Annotated in this window: 19 protein-coding genes; 10 read left to right on the top strand and 9 right to left on the bottom strand. The window is 65.5% G+C overall.

What is annotated here, in order from left to right; translation table 11 throughout:
• Window positions 1-87: 87 nt before the first annotated feature.
• Window positions 88-1425, bottom strand: coding sequence for a HAMP domain-containing sensor histidine kinase (locus GV818_RS09970; protein ID WP_161776461.1), 1338 nt, complete (start codon window positions 1423-1425; stop codon window positions 88-90).
• Entirely contained in the window at window positions 1425-2117 is a 693-nt protein-coding gene (locus GV818_RS09965; protein WP_161759629.1) for a response regulator transcription factor, read from the bottom strand. Before GV818_RS09965 ends, GV818_RS09970 begins: the two co-directional genes overlap by 1 nt.
• 187 nt (window positions 2118-2304) lie before the next feature.
• On the opposite strand from GV818_RS09965, the gene GV818_RS09960 reads away from it, so the two are divergent.
• The 4 genes from GV818_RS09960 to GV818_RS09945 all read left to right on the top strand — a co-directional run bounded on the left by GV818_RS09960 (window position 2305) and on the right by GV818_RS09945 (window position 5021).
• Complete coding sequence (locus GV818_RS09960) at window positions 2305-2997, top strand: helix-turn-helix transcriptional regulator (protein WP_161776460.1); 693 nt, start codon at window positions 2305-2307, stop codon at window positions 2995-2997.
• Between the two features lie 5 nt (window positions 2998-3002).
• Window positions 3003-3788 (top strand): PhzF family phenazine biosynthesis protein, encoded by a 786-nt coding sequence (locus GV818_RS09955; protein ID WP_161776459.1) that lies wholly within the window; start codon window positions 3003-3005, stop codon window positions 3786-3788.
• Window positions 3789-3903: 115 nt separating this feature from the next.
• Window positions 3904-4551, top strand: coding sequence for a hypothetical protein (locus GV818_RS09950; protein ID WP_161776458.1), 648 nt, complete (start codon window positions 3904-3906; stop codon window positions 4549-4551).
• Window positions 4548-5021: a surface-adhesin E family protein gene (locus GV818_RS09945; RefSeq protein WP_161776457.1), complete on the top strand. Its 474-nt coding sequence runs from the start codon at window positions 4548-4550 to the stop codon at window positions 5019-5021. The genes GV818_RS09950 and GV818_RS09945 overlap by 4 nt, the downstream gene beginning before the upstream one ends.
• On the opposite strand, the gene GV818_RS09940 is transcribed toward GV818_RS09945, so the two are convergent.
• A complete protein-coding gene (locus tag GV818_RS09940; protein ID WP_256679451.1) occupies window positions 4996-5430 on the bottom strand; it encodes an N-acetyltransferase in 435 nt (144 codons plus the stop codon). The two genes, GV818_RS09945 and GV818_RS09940, sit on opposite strands and share 26 nt — an antisense overlap.
• An 89-nt stretch (window positions 5431-5519) precedes the next feature.
• Here GV818_RS09940 and GV818_RS09935 point away from each other — a divergent pair, with 89 nt between their 5' ends.
• The 3 genes from GV818_RS09935 (at window position 5520) to GV818_RS09925 (ending at window position 6736) form a co-directional block, all read left to right on the top strand.
• Window positions 5520-5813 (top strand): hypothetical protein, encoded by a 294-nt coding sequence (locus GV818_RS09935; RefSeq protein ID WP_161759634.1) that lies wholly within the window; start codon window positions 5520-5522, stop codon window positions 5811-5813.
• A 40-nt stretch (window positions 5814-5853) separates the two neighbouring features.
• Window positions 5854-6201 (top strand): hypothetical protein, encoded by a 348-nt coding sequence (locus GV818_RS09930; protein ID WP_161759635.1) that lies wholly within the window; start codon window positions 5854-5856, stop codon window positions 6199-6201.
• Between the two features lie 121 nt (window positions 6202-6322).
• Window positions 6323-6736: a hypothetical protein gene (locus GV818_RS09925; RefSeq protein WP_256679450.1), complete on the top strand. Its 414-nt coding sequence runs from the start codon at window positions 6323-6325 to the stop codon at window positions 6734-6736.
• A gap of 447 nt (window positions 6737-7183) precedes the next feature.
• Here the strand turns inward: GV818_RS09925 and GV818_RS09920 are convergent, their stop codons facing one another.
• The 4 genes from GV818_RS09920 to GV818_RS09905 form a co-directional block, all read right to left on the bottom strand.
• Window positions 7184-7738 (bottom strand): UPF0149 family protein, encoded by a 555-nt coding sequence (locus GV818_RS09920; RefSeq protein ID WP_161776456.1) that lies wholly within the window; start codon window positions 7736-7738, stop codon window positions 7184-7186.
• 134 nt (window positions 7739-7872) lie between these two features.
• Entirely contained in the window at window positions 7873-8142 is a 270-nt protein-coding gene (locus GV818_RS09915) for a hypothetical protein (protein WP_161776455.1), read from the bottom strand.
• A 31-nt stretch (window positions 8143-8173) separates the two neighbouring features.
• Window positions 8174-8482 (bottom strand): AidA/PixA family protein, encoded by a 309-nt coding sequence (locus GV818_RS09910; protein ID WP_161759638.1) that lies wholly within the window; start codon window positions 8480-8482, stop codon window positions 8174-8176.
• A gap of 43 nt (window positions 8483-8525) precedes the next feature.
• Complete coding sequence (locus GV818_RS09905) at window positions 8526-9149, bottom strand: alpha/beta fold hydrolase (RefSeq protein ID WP_161776454.1); 624 nt, start codon at window positions 9147-9149, stop codon at window positions 8526-8528.
• Window positions 9150-9382: 233 nt separating this feature from the next.
• Between GV818_RS09905 and GV818_RS09900 the strand changes: the two genes are divergently transcribed.
• Window positions 9383-10582: a PrpF domain-containing protein gene (locus tag GV818_RS09900; protein ID WP_161776453.1), complete on the top strand. Its 1200-nt coding sequence runs from the start codon at window positions 9383-9385 to the stop codon at window positions 10580-10582.
• A 116-nt stretch (window positions 10583-10698) separates the two neighbouring features.
• Here the strand turns inward: GV818_RS09900 and GV818_RS09895 are convergent, their stop codons facing one another.
• Window positions 10699-11145 carry a WapI family immunity protein gene (locus tag GV818_RS09895; RefSeq protein WP_256679449.1) on the bottom strand — a complete coding sequence of 149 codons (447 nt, stop codon included), beginning with the start codon at window positions 11143-11145 and terminating at the stop codon, window positions 10699-10701.
• Window position 11146: 1 nt separating this feature from the next.
• Window positions 11147-11488: a low molecular weight protein tyrosine phosphatase family protein gene (locus GV818_RS09890; RefSeq protein ID WP_161776451.1), complete on the bottom strand. Its 342-nt coding sequence runs from the start codon at window positions 11486-11488 to the stop codon at window positions 11147-11149.
• A gap of 363 nt (window positions 11489-11851) precedes the next feature.
• Here GV818_RS09890 and GV818_RS09885 point away from each other — a divergent pair, with 363 nt between their 5' ends.
• Together GV818_RS09885 and katG are read left to right on the top strand one after the other, a co-directional pair.
• The gene (locus GV818_RS09885; protein WP_161776450.1) at window positions 11852-12358 is read left to right on the top strand and encodes a GNAT family N-acetyltransferase; all 507 of its coding nucleotides are present in this window, start codon (window positions 11852-11854) and stop codon (window positions 12356-12358) included.
• Between the two features lie 185 nt (window positions 12359-12543).
• The gene (gene katG / locus GV818_RS09880) at window positions 12544-14724 is read left to right on the top strand and encodes a catalase/peroxidase HPI (RefSeq protein WP_161776449.1); all 2181 of its coding nucleotides are present in this window, start codon (window positions 12544-12546) and stop codon (window positions 14722-14724) included.
• Window positions 14725-14768 lie beyond the last annotated feature (44 nt).

Raw genomic sequence — 14768 nt, 5'->3', positions numbered from 1 at the left:
ATCTCCGGGACAGGGCTGTAACAGGAAGATCACGAATGATAATGACTGCTAATTGCGAGTAAAGCGCATTAACTTTCTAAACACTTCTCAGGCGGCGGGCAGCAGCACATGCATGCACAGGCCGCGGCTGCCATTGCTGGCCCAGATCCGCCCCTGGTGCAGTTCGACGGCGCGCCTGGCAATGGCCAGGCCGAGGCCGAAACCATCGCCTTGGGCCGAGTCCAGGCGCTGGTAGGGCTGGAAAATCCGTTGCAGGTCGTGCTCGGCAACCCCGGGGCCCTGGTCTTCCAGGCACAGGTGCCAGTGGCTGCCCTCGCGCCAGCCACGCAAGCTCACTCGGCCTTCGGCGGGGGAATAGCGAATGGCATTGCGCAGCAGGTTTTCCAGGGCCTGGGCGATGCTGTCCAGGTGCACCAGTACCCGGCAATCGGCGTCCAGCAGGCACGGCAGGCGTGCGGCGTCCCAGCCACTTTCAAAGCAGGCGTCCTCGCGCAGGGCCTCCCAGATCGACAGCACTTGCACCGGCTCGGTGGGCAGTTGTGGGCGCTCGGTGTCGAGCCAGGCCAGGTCCAGGGTGTCTTCCAACAGGCGTTGCATGTCGGCTATTTCCCGGTCCAGGCGCTGGCGCAACTGTTCCGACGGCAGTTGGCTGTCATGGGCGATGCGCAACCGCGCCAGGGGCGTGCGCAGTTCATGGGACAACGTACGCAGCAGCAGGCGCTGCTGGGCCAGGCTCTGGCGCAGGCGTTCGGCCATGTGCTCGAAGGCCAGGGCCAGCTCGCCCAGTTCGTCGTGGCGGTTCACCAGGGGCGTGCCCAGCCCCTGGCTTTCCAGGTCATCGGCGCGCAAGGCGTCGGCGCGGTCGCGCAGGCGGTTCAGCGGCAGCACCAGGTGGCGGTACAGCAACAGGCCGAGCAGGGCGGCCAGCAGGGTCGGCACCACGCCATGGCTGAACACGTGGGTCCAGGGCGTCAGGCCGCCGGGCAGCAGGCGCTCGGGCAGTTGCAGCACCAGCCGGCCTTGCTCCGGGTGTTCGGGGAATTCGATGCTGACGTAGGGCAACTGGTCTTGCAGGCGCCGGCTCATGGGCCAATCGAGCTTGCGCATGAAGGTCAGGCGGCTGGCTTCTTCAGCGGTCAGCGCGGTGCTGCCCAGGCGTTGCAGGCGCTCGCCAAGCACCGCGACCCAAGTGTCTTCCTCGGCCGCCAAGCGTTTTTCGAAGGCATCCACCGCCGCCGCCCCGCCCTGGTGCCAGGCGGCCTCGGCCTGCTGGGCGTAGTTCGCCAGGTACTGGCGGTCAGCGGGGTCGAGGAAATAGGTGCTGCGCTCGGCCGACAGGCCCCAGGTCCAGATGATCCAGGTCAGCAGCAGGCAGAAGCCGATCTGCAGTCCGGCCAGTTTCCACAGCAGGGGATGGCGGCGCATCAGTGACGGTCCGCTTCCACGAGGATGTAGCCGGCGCCGCGCACCGCCTGGATCTGCAGGTGCTGCACCCCCAGGTCGGCAAGTTTGCGCCGCAGGTTGCACACGTGCACGTCCAGGCCGCGATCCAGGCGGGTGTAGATGCGATGCAGCACCTGCTGATAGAGGAAGGGCTTGCTCAGGGTTGCCCCGGGATGCTCGCGCAGGGTCACCAGTAGCCGGTATTCGGAACCGGTAAGGCCGGCCGCACGGCCCTGGTGCAGCACGTCCTGGGCCTGGTCGTCGAAGCTCAGGTCCGGGTCCAGGCATGTGGCCTGCTGCTGTTGCACCCGGGCCATGCGCCGCAGCAGGGCGTCGGCCCGGGCGTCCAGTTCGGCCAGGCTGAAGGGCTTGGGCAGGTAGTCGTCGGCGCCGCGGGTGAAGCCGGTGATGCGGTCCTGCTCGGCGCCCAGGGCCGACATCAGCATCACTGGCGTGCCCTGTTCCTGGCGCAAGGTTTCCAGCAGGGCCAGGCCGTCCATGCCCGGCAGCATGATGTCCAGCAGCACCAGGTCGAAGTGGCCGGCACGCACGGCCGCCAGGCCCTGGCGGCCATCGGCGCAAGGGGTGACGGCAAAGCCGCGCTGGCGGAAATGCAGGTCCAGGTCGTTACGCAGGCGGGCGTCGTCTTCCACGAGGAGCAGGTTGGGGATCATGGGGGAGAGCACTTGAATGAAGGGGCTGGCTTTAATGAGAATGTTTTACATTTGCGAATATTGCAGCAATGCCCCGGGCTATGCAATTGCCATGATGGACGGCCGTGATCGGGATTAGCCAAACAAAAAGTTGAATATTCAACAAGGCGTTGATATTTTTCCTGGCTGTTTTCCCTGGTAGCCGTCTATGAACCCGTCTTCCGCTTCCCTGCTTGCCGAGCGCCAACTGGTGTTGCAGGTGCTGCGCAGCACCTTGCAGATGCTCGCCGGTGTGGTTGGCCCCCATGTGGAAATCGTCCTGCATGACCTCGACCGGCCCGAGTCTTCGATCGTCGCCATCGCCAATGGGCATGTCACCGGGCGTCGGGTCGGTGGCCCGGTGCTGGGCGGGCCGCGCCAGGACCTGGGCTTTGCCGCCGTGATGCAGGCCCTACAGGATCGCTCCGCCGGCACCCCGCTGGTGCTGGAGAACTACCCGACCCTGGCCCCCGACGGCCGTGAGCTGCGCAGCTCCACGGTGATCTTCCGCGACAGCAGCGGACAGCCCTTCGCCAGCCTGTGCAGCAACAGCGACCTGAGCGGCATTGCCGCCGCCCACGCCTGCCTGGGGCAGATGCTGGGGCTGGGCGGCGCGCCTGCGCCACGCGGCGACGAACCCCGAGACCTGGAGCAGGTGCTGGCGCAGATCATCCACGGTGCCTGTCCAGCCGGGGTGCGCATGACCAAGCAGCACAAGCTCGACGCCGTGCGCCAGATGCAGGAACGCGGAGTGTTCATCGTCAAGGGCGGGGTCGAGAAAGCTGCCACGGCCCTGGGGGTGACCCGCTACACCATCTACAACTATCTGGAACAGATCCGCGCCCAGGGCGCCGAGGAATGACCGCGATGCAACTCGATATCTTTCAAGTGGATGCTTTTACCTCCCAGGTCTTTGGTGGCAACCCGGCTGCGGTATGCCCTCTGGATGCCTGGTTGCCGGACGCGGTCCTGCAGCGCATTGCCCTGGAGAACAACCTGTCGGAAACCGCCTATTTCGTGCCCCGGGGCGAAGTCTTCGAACTGCGCTGGTTCACTCCCGCGGTGGAAGTCGACCTCTGCGGGCACGCCACTCTGGCAGCGGCGTGGGTGCTGTTCGAGCAGTTGGGCGAGCAGCGTGAGGTGTTGCGCTTTGCCACCCGCAGCGGCGAGTTGCGGGTGAGCCGCGAGGGCGGCCTGCTGTCCATGGACTTTCCGGCAAAGCAACCCGAGCAGGTGGCCATTCCAGCGGCCCTGCTGCAAGCCCTGGGGTTGCCTGCCGCCGAGGCTCTGTACCGCACCGATGACTACCTGCTGGTGGTGGACGACGAGCGTCTGCTGGACGAGCTCAAGCCCGATTTCGCCGCCCTGGCCGCCTTCGATGTGCGGGGTATCGCGGTCACGGCGCCGTCACGGGAGTTCGATTTTGTCTCGCGCTGGTTCGGCCCGCGGGTCGGGGTCAATGAAGACCCGGTCACCGGTTCCGCCCATACCTCGCTGGCGCCTTACTGGGCCGCGCGCCTGGGCAAGCGCCAACTGCGGGCGCAGCAGGGCGGGGCGCGCAAGGGCCAGTTGCAGTGTCAGTTGCTGGACCACGACCGGGTATTGATCAGCGGCTACGGCGCGTTGTACCTCAAGGGCAGCATCTTCCTCTGAACCATCTGCGGCGCCGCTCTGTCATGGGAACCTGGCGCCCTCAGGCAGATTTGTCTCGGCAGTGCCTGCGGGAGTAGAGTCGCGCTTTTTTCGCCTGCTCAGGATGCTCCAGACCATGCAACGGACCCGCACCTTGCCCCGCCTTTCCAGCACATCGCTGATGGCCCTGTTCTTCGGCCTGTGGGCCGCAAGCTCCCAGGCGACCAGCCTCAGCGAGAGCCTGCTGGAGTGCCAGCCGGGGTTCTTCAAGGCCCTGTATCAGCAGCGCGCCGAGCTCGGGCAGGTGGTGAAACTGGCGGAGAATCAGCGCCAGGGCATCGCCTGGATTCCGGTGGTCGAGCGCCGCAACAGCGCTACCGCGCTGACGGTGTTTTCCCGCCCGCTGCTGGACCAGGGCCTGCTCCTGACCGCCTACTACGACCGCCAGTTTGACCTGGGCGAGCAGGGCATCTTCCACTTCTGGGGCTTTGAAATCGACGCCAGCCGCAAGGCGGTCATGGCCGCGCTGCCCCAGGCCGGTTGGCAGGAGGCCGGCGAATACTTCATCTCCCGGCCGCAGATCAAGGCCAACGCCGCCGCGCCCTGGCAGGACAACCCGGCCGCCGCCTCGGGCATCGCCCCGGCGCCGGGTTCCGCAGAAAAGATCCTGATGCTCAGCGATGAGGACGGCAAGACCCGTTTGCTCTGCTCGTTGCAGGGCAGCATCGAGCAGCCACTGCTGCACCAGGAACGGCCGGACCTGGCCCAGGGTGCGAGCCGATGAACAAGCTGTTGAGCTTGAGCGTGGCGGTTGTGCTCGCCGGTTGCGCACATTCGGGTGCCCCCAAGGAGGCCCCGGCGGCGCAGCGTCCGGACGGCATGTTCAAGGTGCTGGAGACCCCGGAGCTGGGCACCTACTTCGCTGCCAACTCGCTGGCCCTTTACCAGAACAACCCGAACCTGCGGCAGTTCTATCTGGTCAACAACTACGCCAAGCCCACCCAGCTCAGCGACGGCAAACCGCCGATCTACAGCTCCCGGGCGACCCGGGTAATCAACTGCGAGAAGGATGAGTCGGCGCAGTTCGGCCGGGTGTATTTTTCCGAGCCTTACGCCCAGGGCGTGGAGGTCACGCGCAAGGACGATCTTGCCCAATGGACCGCGTTCCCGCGCCAGTCGCTGTTGGGGGAATTGCGCAACATGGCCTGCGGGGTCGATCCGACCCGGCTCAAGCTGGCCCCGGCCACGCCATGATCAGTTCGGCCTGCCCGGTATCGGGGTCGATGCCGTTGTCGATCACCTGGAAACCCTGCTGGCGGTAAAAACCGATGCTTGGCAGGTTGTCGGCATACACCGCCAGCTCCAGGCGCGAGCGCCGTTCACGGGCATCGACCAGCAGCTGCTTGCCCAGGCCCTGGCCTTGCTGCTGGACCCTGACGAACAGCGCCGCCAACTGGTCCTGGACCAGGCAGTAGAAGCCCAGAAGCTCGCCGTCGCGTTCGGCCACCCGGGTCTGGGCATTGGGAATGTAGAGGTTGCCCATGTCCTCGACCTTGGAGCGCCAGAAGTCGGGGTCGACAAAGTGGTGGGCCTGGATCGAGGCATCCAGCCAGAGTGTCAGCAACCCTTGAAGGTCGCTGGATTGATAGTCCCTGATCAACATGTGCGGGGGCCTGTCTGATTGAAGTGAGCGCCGCACGCTACCCAGGTGACGGCGGTCTGTCCAACTGTTCAGAAGCAAGGAGCTATTCGATGCTGGAAAGCAACCGCACCATCACGCTGTCAGGCGAGCAGGCACTGCAAGCCCTGGCGGAGTTGGAGTTCGTCCTGATCTCGCTGCACAAGATGGGCGCCTATTACATGGATAAACCCGTGGCCGACTACCAGCGTGCGACCACCGATTTCATCGATAACCAGCAGGTCACCCAGCGTCTGGCCCTGGTGCGCAGGATTCTCAGCGAACCCTTCGACAGCACCCTGGGGGACGACGACATGGATGACATCGAACGTCATGTGCAAGGGCTCGAACTGTGGCGCCCCGAGTAACCGCGCGGTCATTACCCGTCGTTTTTTCAAGGAACCTGCCATGTCCCGGATCAGCATCGCCACAGCGACTCCCACCAACAGCCTGGCACTGGTGAAGTTTCTCCATCAGCGCCTGGGCCTGTCCCTGAGCGTTGCCCAGGGCTATCTGCGCCGTGGCGCCGAGGGCTTCTTCTACAGCGCCAAGCTGTTTCACAACGACCATGTGGAGCGTGAGCAGGAACTGCGCGACATCCTCGCCTTCTGCAATGAAGCCCAGGTGCCGCTGCTGATTGTGGAGACCGACCCCGAGCTGGAGTGGACCGGTGTGGCGCCCGCAGAGATCGACATGTTCTCGATGCCCGACGAGCACCTGCTCAATCTGCTCGATGCCTGCGACGGCTATTGTTGATGCTGCGGGCTTGGGGAGCCGTAAAGCGGTAAGTGAAACGCCGCTGAGCCGGGGCAGGGCCAGCGGCCTGCTTGAACTTGCGTCCTCCGACTGTTCCTCAAATCTATAAAGTACAAGTTGATTGTCAACTAACTATAAGTTGGCTATCGAACAAGTCTTCGATGTGGGCGTTGATTCGGCGACCGGTGCCCCACTTATCGTCTGGACCGATCCTGCCGGATCGATCGGCTCGTATCGCAAGGCTTGTGAGGGCGCCGATCCGCGCTACCAGCGCATTTTCGAATGCATGACGGCTTCTGACACATCCGCGGTCCCAGGAGGCAAGTTCGAAGTCTGCAAGTACGGTCAACCAGGCTGTGCCGAGCCGTTCAAGGGGGCTGGTCCAGACAGGAAAGTGGCTTACATCGATGCGTTGAACGGTATTACCCAATTCAATTCGCCAGGATCCGGGGGAGGAGCCCACAGTGATATCTATCGCCTGCCGATGAGCCGTCTGCTGTGGAAGCTGATTGAGGAATATGCGCCAGCCCGATGACTTGCGGGCCTGAGTGCTGCCGCCCTGTTCAAATGCAACTGCGGATGCTCCAGCTTGATCAGACCTTCAAGGCCTGGAGCAAGGAAGAGGCGCGTGATTCGCTGAGCAAGGCATCCGATGCTCATGAGCGCAGATCAGACTGCGCGGCAGGCCGCTCTGAACTTGCTTGAGAAGTATTGCGGCCATTTTTCAGCGGCCTCTGTCCTGGAATAGAAATCCTCGCTGGGCACATGCTCGCAAGTCGGCAGGCCGGATAAATACTCCTCGAATGTTGGTGGCGCAGGGGCTTATGTGGGAGTGCCTTGTAGCGGGCCTGTCACCGGGAGCGGCCAGGTGAGCAGTCTTCTGATGCGCTTGAGCATGGGGCAATGTCGATCGTTGGCGGGCAGATTTCCCTGAGCGGAAAATCTGCCGTTTCTTGAACCCCGGGGGGCTTTGGGGCGGGTGTCAGCGCTGCGCCGCCCAATAGGCATGCAGCGTGCGCGCCGCCGGTTCGATGGCCGCCACTTGCTGGCGATGCTGCTCCAGGTTCAGGTCGGCCGGCAGTTCGAAGTTGTCCTGTTCGGCGCAGTCGATGATCGCTTGCAGCAACCCGGTCTGCGGCGCGGGCATTTCCGGCCAGTTGCCCACCGCCACGCCGCGCAGGTAGCCGAAGCACCATTCTTCGGCCAGCAGCAGGTCATGGCCCTGGTGCTCGGTCTGTTCGAAGCGCGCCTTGAACGCTTGCGGGGCCTGGGTCAATTGCTCGGCCAGGGTGTTGATGTGGCGCACGCACAGGTCGATGAACTGCCGGCATTGCTCCGGGGTTTCCCAGTTGGGGTTTTCGCCGCCCCAGATGCCCGGGAACCATTCGGCGATATCGACTTGAGCCGGGCCCGACACCAGCGCGGTGAAGTAGCCGTCCAGTTCGCAGGGGTTGAGCACCGAGTGGTCGTCGCCGTACTGGAGCAGGGTGTCTTCGATCAGCTCGAAGTCGGCGGCGTTCAGTGGGGTGTTTTGCATGAAGGAAGTCCTGGAAAAAGCAGCGGCAAGTTTCAGGGTTCAGGCGCCAGGCTGCAAGCCTTGAACGGCAGGACTGATGCGTCGACGCGCCGCCCTCAGGTGCCGCGCAACAGGTCCTGGGAGTCCAGCAGGCGCTAGGCGATTTCCGGGCGGTTCTCCATGGCCCGGCGAATGGCGGCCGGAATCGATTGTCGGATCTTGCGGCACAGGCCGGGCAAATCGCCGAGGGAAATCGAGATGCCGCGCATGCTGCGCACTTCGTTGAAGCTGGGGCTGATGTCGACGCGGATGCCCAGTTGCTCGTACATCCCCACCACTTGCGCTATGGGTGGCCCGGATGGGTTGTTCAGGTCGATGATGGGCAAGGGCGTCTGGTCGAGAACCTTCGGCTGGACGTTCTGCACGTAGTCTCGGTTTTGCAGCGTAACCGTCGGGCTACAGCAGCACGGCGTGGTCAAGCCCCTTGGACAGGCTGGTGGTGCGCCAGCGGATAGGGTCGCCCTCGCGGACGTTGACCACCAGTTCGTCGGTACCCTCGGACGTCTGGTTGGTCGCGTCGCGCCGGGCCACCATGTAGATCGCCTGGCTGGAGAGTCGTCCCGACGGGTTGGTGTAGTTGTAAAGGTGGGTGGGGGCGTTCGGGTTGTTTTTTTCGAGATGGAATGCGCCGGAGTCGAAGGTTTGGCCTTCGCTGCCCAGGAGAGTGTCCACATCGATGGTGACCATGATGTCTACGTCGCTCATGTCCAGCTCCCTGCTGTCGCGTTGGATGCCCGGGTGCCCGCTGTCAGCCCGGGCCTGGCCGCTGCAGATGCTCTTCCAGCCAGTGCGCCGCCAGGTTGGCGTGGGTCAGGCCCAGGTCGTGGTCGGCTCCCGGTACGATGCGCAGGCGGGCCCGGGGCAACAGGCGGGCCAGGCGCTGACCCACCGCCACCGGGCTGATCGGGTCGCAGTCGCCCCACAGCAGCAGCGTCGGCATGCGCAACTCCCCGAGTCGCGGGCCGAGGTCGCTGTGATCGTCGATAAACCAGCGAGGCAACCGCGGATAGGCCGCGGCATAGTCGCCACGCCAGTCCGTGGCGCCAAGGTCGCGCATGTCCACGCCGCCGGAGGTGACACTCAAGACCAGATGGGTGATCAACTCCGGCTGCTGCAGGGCCGCACGCACTGCGATGATGCCGCCCATGGACTGGGCCACCAGCGCCGTCGGCCGGTCGACCCGTTGCAATACCAGGTCGACCAGATCGTCCATGCCCTGGACGTCCGGCTGTGCCGGGGTGTCGCCGAAACCCGGCCAGCCCAGGTGCACCTGGCGCGCCGGATGGCGCAATTGCGCGGCCAGGGGTTGCCAGAATTGCCGATTGCCCGAGGCGCCGGGCAGGAACAACAGTTGTTGGGGGGCTTGGGGCATGGCATCGCTCCGGGTCCATGGGCGGCGAATAGAACCCTCGCGCTGACGGCCAGGCCGCGCGAGGGCGCTAGAAAATACGGTGCTCGGGTTGCACGAGCAAGCGCTGTATCAGGCGACAGCAGGGCGCCATGCCGCCGCCCCGGAATTGGCCGCGACGGTTTATCATGCTGCGCTGCTGCCCGTTGCCTGTCCGACAAGGGGCTGCTCTTTTCCCCACCGTGGAGGCGCCCGCCGTGTCCGATCTGCCCAAGCCTGCTGCCCGTCCAGCCGCCATCCCCGAGTTCCCCGTGTGTCACGCCCGTGGCGGCACCTCCACCGGGCTGATCCTGGCCCGCGAAGCGCTGCCCCGGGACGAAGCCCTGGTGGAGGAGCTGCTGCGTCACCTGATGGGCGTGCCCTTGCACGGTGAGTGGCCGGGCAACACCCAGATCACCGGCCTGGGGCGCGGCGGGCCCACCAGCAACAAGGTGTTCATCGTCGAGCGCCGCCCTGGCGAGACGCGGATGATCAGTACCCTGGCGCAGTTGGCTGCGGGCAAGAGCGCCATCGACTGGAGCGTCAACTGCGGCAACATGTCCGCGGCCCTGCCGTTGTACGCCCTGCAGCGCGGCTGGCTGGAACCCGAGGAGGGCGGTGGACAGATCGAGATCTACAACAGCAACACCCAGACCACGATGTACGCGCGCCTGGGGTTCGCCGATGGCCGACTGCTGAGCGACACGCGGATTCCCGGGGTCAACGGGGTGTTTCCCGGGGTCGACCTGTTTCTCGACAAGCCGGTGGGGGCCAAGACCGGCGCACTGTTTCCCAGTGGGCAACGGGTGGACCTGCTGGACGGGATTGCCGCCACCTGCATCGATGTGGCGGTGCCCATGGTCATCATCCGCGCCGCCGACCTGGGCAAGACCGGGCAGGAGCCCCCGGCCGAACTGGACGCCGATCCGCAGTTCAAGGCGCGCCTGCTGGAACTGATGGTGCTGGGCGGGTTGCGCATGGGCCTGCGCCAGCGCGACGGCAGTTTGATGAGCGCCGACGACCTGCGGTGCAGCGAAACCATCCCCAAGATCTGCATCGTCAGCCCGGCGCGAGAAGGCGGCGATATAGCCACCCGCTACTTCACCCCGCAGAACGCCCATCCGTCCCTGGCGGTGTCCGGTGGCTGCTGCCTGGCGGCGGCCTGCCTGGCCGAGGGCACCGTGGCCCATGCCCTGCTGGCGCGTGCACCGGCCATCGGCGAGGAGCAGGGCGAGTACCCGCTGGCGATTGAAAACCCCGCCGGAGTGCTGGAGACCCTGATCAATGCCCGGCGGGCCGGCGATGAGTTGTTGATCGATGGCGCCGCCTACCGACGCAGCGCGCAGATTCTGTTGCAGGGCAGCACACCGCTGTACAACGCCTCGCCTGAACTGACGGCCGCCCTTGGCGCCTTGTAGCCGCTGCCGAAGGCTGCAAACTAGCCGCCGGCTCGCCTGCGATATCCCAACCGCCGAGGTCCCTGCGATGCCTTGCGCAGCCTGCGGCAGCGGCTACAGAGGGCGGTCTTGCTGGCTCAGCGCGCAGGGAAATCCCGGCGCAGGGCATCCACCATCACTCGCAGTCGAGGTACGCAGTTGCAGCTAAGGGGCAGGGTCACTTGGCAACCGTCCAGCCGTTGCTCCGGCTCCAGCCAGGGCGGTGCCGCCTCATGGGAAAAGTGAACCTGGATCTGCGGCTCGGAGCCGCCCAGGTAGTGGAGCTCCAGGCAGGGCTCGGTGAACCAGCAGGGCCGGGCAGGGCCTTCGGGTTGCTCCAGGGCTTGAAGCCACTGGGCCAGCTTGTCCAGTTCGAAGGTGGTCAGGCAGGCATCCTCGAAGCTCCAGGCGCCCCGGGGATGCTGAATGCGGCCGCGCACCAGCAGCCAGTTGCCGTCCAGGCGCTCACGGCTCTCGGGGAACTGGTAGCCGAGGATCTCCAACTCCACCCGCAGCTCCGGCGGCGCCCTGAAGATCAACGCCATATCAGCGAGCCGCGCTGTCATCGGGGAGAAACTGCGGAACCTTCTGCTGCAACAACTGGATCAGCTCCGGGTCCATGAACTCGTAGTCATCGGGAATGTTCAGACAGACGATCTGCTGCTTGTGCAGGTGCGCCTTGAAGCGTTTGCGCAGTTTTTCCCGGTGCCGGGTTTCCATCACCACAATCAGCCCGGCCCATTCCACCAGCTCCGGGCCCAGGGGCACCTCGGCGTCGTGGTTGAGGCCCGCCGAGGCGGTCTCGATCCCCGGCCAGTCGGCGAACAGCTGCTCGGCGGTGGGGCTGCGCAGCTTGTTCTGGCTGCAGACAAACAGGACATTGAGCATTCGGCCAAACTCCCTGGCACATACACCCGGCCCGTAGAGGGCGGAGCAAAGGCGCTGATTTTTCGGGGCTTTGGCCGCGCTGTCCAGTGGCTTGTGGCGGGCAGCGGGTTTTTTATGGGGCAGCGCTAGTTGCCCGCCGTCGGCCGAGGCTGCGAAACTGTCGGCCCTTGACCTGTGCCGCCCTTGCCATGTCCGCAGCCTTGTTCACCTCCCTCCATCGGGACCTAGCCCTCAGGCGCTGGCGCCTGCTGCACCGGATCAAGCAGCCGCCCGCCGCCGAGCGGTTCGGTGGCAGCGCCGTCCGGCGCCTGGATGGCGCCGAGTGATCCCCACTCTTTTATTGAATGGAGTACCCCGACCTTTATGAGCGTTATTCTCAGAGCCGAACGAGCCGACGACATCCCTGCCATCGAACAGGTCACCCGCGAAGCCTTTCTTGACGCCGCGCATTCCAGCCACACCGAGCAGTACATCGTTAACGCCCTGCGCAGTGCCGGCGCCCTGACCCTGTCCCTGGTGGCCGAAGACGAAGGGCAGGTGGTGGGCCATGCCGCGATCTCGCCGGTGACCTTGAGCAGCGGCGAACCCGGCTGGTACGGGCTGGCCCCGGTGTCGGTGACGCCGGCGCGCCAGGGCCAGGGCATTGGCGCGCAACTGGTCCGCCAACTGCTGGCTCAACTGCAAGCCCTGGGTGCGGCCGGCTGCGTGGTGCTGGGCGACCCCGGCTACTACTCGCGCTTTGGCTTCCAGGCCGGGCAGGGCCCGCTGCTGCCCGGAGTCCCGCCCGAGTACTTCCAGGCCCTGGCGTTCCATGGGCCATACCCGACGGGCGAGGTCAGCTTCCACCCGGGCTTCGACGCCCAGGGTTGAGGCGTTGGGGCGCGGCCAGCGCGCCCTGATTCAAGAAACCCTGCAACGGTCATGGTTTTTTTATGCCGAGGTCATGCAGCGAAGCTATTTTTACCTTCGCTTGCCCTTCACTACGCTTTTCATACGGACGTCCAGCCTCGGGCCGACATCGAGCGACCAGGTAGCCGCGCCCGAAGGAGTGAATCATGTCCAACCAAGCCAAGTGTCCGTTCAAACACAGCGCCGGCGAAGGCACCAGCAACCGTGACTGGTGGCCCGGCCAACTGAACCTGAAGATCCTCCACCAGCACTCGCACCTGTCCGACCCCATGGCCGAGGGTTTCGACTACGCCGCCGAATTCAACAGCCTGGACCTGGCCGCAGTGAAGCGCGACCTGCTGGCGCTGATGACCGATTCCCAACCCTGGTGGCCGGCGGACTTCGGCCACTACGGCCCGCTGTTCATCCGCATGGCCTGGCACAGCGCCGGCACTTACCGCATCGCCGATGGCCGTGGTGGCGCCGGCGGCGGCCAGCAGCGTTTCGCCCCGCTCAACAGCTGGCCGGACAACGTCAGCCTGGACAAGGCGCGGCGGCTGATCTGGCCGATCAAGCAGAAATACGGGCGCAAGCTCTCCTGGGCCGACCTGATCATCCTCACCGGCAACGTCGCCTTGGAATCCATGGGCTTCAAGACCTTCGGCTTTGCCGGTGGCCGCCAGGACGTCTGGGAACCGGAAGACAGCGTCTACTGGGGCAGCGAAACCACCTGGCTCGGCGACAGCCGCTACAGCGGCGATCGGGAGCTGGAGAACCCCCTGGGGGCGGTGCAGATGGGCCTGATCTACGTCAACCCGGAAGGCCCCAACGGCAACCCCGACCCCCTGGCGGCGGCCCGGGACATCCGCGAAACCTTCGCCCGCATGGCCATGGACGACGAAGAAACCGTGGCCCTGATCGCCGGCGGTCACACCTTCGGCAAGAGCCACGGCGCCGGCCCGGCGAGCCACGTCGGGCCAGAACCGGAAGCCGCCGGCCTCGAACAGCAAGGCCTGGGCTGGCACAGCAGCTTCGGCACGGGCGTCGGCGGTGACGCCATCACCAGCGGCCTGGAAGTGATCTGGACCACCACCCCGACCCACTGGAGCAACGACTTCTTCGACCACCTGTTCGGCTTCGAATGGGAGTTGACCACCAGCCCCGCCGGCGCCCACCAATGGCAACCCAAGGGCGGCGCCGGGGCCGACAGCGTGCCCGACCCCCACGATCCGAATAAACGCCGCACGCCGTCGATGCTCACCACCGACCTGTCGCTGCGTTTCGACCCGGCCTACGAGGCGATCTCCCGGCGCTTCCATGAGCACCCCGAGCAACTGGCCGAAGCCTTCTCCCGCGCCTGGTTCAAACTCACCCACCGCGACATGGGCCCCCGGGCCCGCTACCTGGGCCCGGAAGTGCCGGCCGAGGAACTGATCTGGCAAGACCCGATTCCCGCGGTGAACCACCCGCTGATCGACGCCCAGGACATCCAGGCGCTTAAGGAGCAGATCCTTTTGTCCGGGCTGTCCGTGGCGCAACTGGTATCCACCGCCTGGGCCTCGGCCTCGACCTTTCGCGGCTCGGACAAGCGCGGCGGCGCCAACGGAGCGCGTATTCGCCTGGCGCCGCAGAAAGACTGGGAGGTCAACCAGCCGGTGCAACTGGCCCAGGTGCTGCGCAGCCTGGAAGCCATCCAGGGGGCCTTCAACAATGCTCAGAGCAACGGCAAGCGCGTATCCCTGGCGGATCTGATCGTCCTCGGCGGCTGCGCGGCGATGGAGCTGGCGGCAAAAAATGCCGGCTACAGCATCACGGTGCCGTTCGCCCCAGGGCGCATGGACGCCAGCCAGGAACAGACCGATGTCGAATCCTTCGCCGTGCTCGAACCCGTGGCCGATGGCTTTCGCAACTACCTCAAGCCGGTCAGCGGCGTCACCGCCGAGGCCCTGCTGGTGGACCGAGCGCAACTGCTGACCCTGACCGCCCCGCAACTCACCGTACTGCTGGGCGGCTTGCGGGTGCTGGGGGCCAACGTCGGGCAATCGCCCCACGGCGTGTTCACCACCCGGCCGCAAACCCTGAGCAACGACTTCTTCGTCAACCTGCTGGACATGGGTACCGAATGGAAAGCCCTGTCCGAGGCCCGCGAACAGTTCGAAGGCAGCGACCGCGTCAGCGGGCAGTACAAGTGGAGCGGCACTCGGGTTGACCTGCTGCTGGGCTCCAACTCCCAGTTGCGGGCCCTGGCCGAGGTGTATGCCGCGGCGGACGCGGGCGAGAAGTTCGTGCGCGACTTTGTCGCGGCCTGGGACAAGGTGATGAACCTGGATCGGTTCGATCTGCGCTGAGGGCAGGGGGCTTAACGTTTAGCAACTGGCGGCCTTCGACTTGA

This window comes from Pseudomonas sp. Fl4BN1 (assembly GCF_009908285.1).
GTDB lineage: Bacteria > Pseudomonadota > Gammaproteobacteria > Pseudomonadales > Pseudomonadaceae > Aquipseudomonas.
Note: the sequence above shows the minus strand (reverse complement) of the source record. Positions and strands in the feature narration are given on the sequence as shown.

Coding starts and splice junctions, on each gene's coding strand:
- GV818_RS09970 (WP_161776461.1), bottom strand. CDS start 1,425: ATGCGCCGCCATCCCCTGCTGTGGAAACTGGCCGGACTGCAGATCGGC.
- GV818_RS09965 (WP_161759629.1), bottom strand. CDS start 2,117: ATGATCCCCAACCTGCTCCTCGTGGAAGACGACGCCCGCCTGCGTAAC.
- GV818_RS09960 (WP_161776460.1), top strand. CDS start 2,305: ATGAACCCGTCTTCCGCTTCCCTGCTTGCCGAGCGCCAACTGGTGTTG.
- GV818_RS09955 (WP_161776459.1), top strand. CDS start 3,003: ATGCAACTCGATATCTTTCAAGTGGATGCTTTTACCTCCCAGGTCTTT.
- GV818_RS09950 (WP_161776458.1), top strand. CDS start 3,904: ATGCAACGGACCCGCACCTTGCCCCGCCTTTCCAGCACATCGCTGATG.
- GV818_RS09945 (WP_161776457.1), top strand. CDS start 4,548: ATGAACAAGCTGTTGAGCTTGAGCGTGGCGGTTGTGCTCGCCGGTTGC.
- GV818_RS09940 (WP_256679451.1), bottom strand. CDS start 5,430: ATGTTGATCAGGGACTATCAATCCAGCGACCTTCAAGGGTTGCTGACA.
- GV818_RS09935 (WP_161759634.1), top strand. CDS start 5,520: ATGCTGGAAAGCAACCGCACCATCACGCTGTCAGGCGAGCAGGCACTG.
- GV818_RS09930 (WP_161759635.1), top strand. CDS start 5,854: ATGTCCCGGATCAGCATCGCCACAGCGACTCCCACCAACAGCCTGGCA.
- GV818_RS09920 (WP_161776456.1), bottom strand. CDS start 7,738: ATGCAAAACACCCCACTGAACGCCGCCGACTTCGAGCTGATCGAAGAC.
- GV818_RS09910 (WP_161759638.1), bottom strand. CDS start 8,482: ATGAGCGACGTAGACATCATGGTCACCATCGATGTGGACACTCTCCTG.
- GV818_RS09905 (WP_161776454.1), bottom strand. CDS start 9,149: ATGCCCCAAGCCCCCCAACAACTGTTGTTCCTGCCCGGCGCCTCGGGC.
- GV818_RS09895 (WP_256679449.1), bottom strand. CDS start 11,145: ATGGCGTTGATCTTCAGGGCGCCGCCGGAGCTGCGGGTGGAGTTGGAG.
- GV818_RS09890 (WP_161776451.1), bottom strand. CDS start 11,488: ATGCTCAATGTCCTGTTTGTCTGCAGCCAGAACAAGCTGCGCAGCCCC.
- GV818_RS09885 (WP_161776450.1), top strand. CDS start 11,852: ATGAGCGTTATTCTCAGAGCCGAACGAGCCGACGACATCCCTGCCATC.
- katG (WP_161776449.1), top strand. CDS start 12,544: ATGTCCAACCAAGCCAAGTGTCCGTTCAAACACAGCGCCGGCGAAGGC.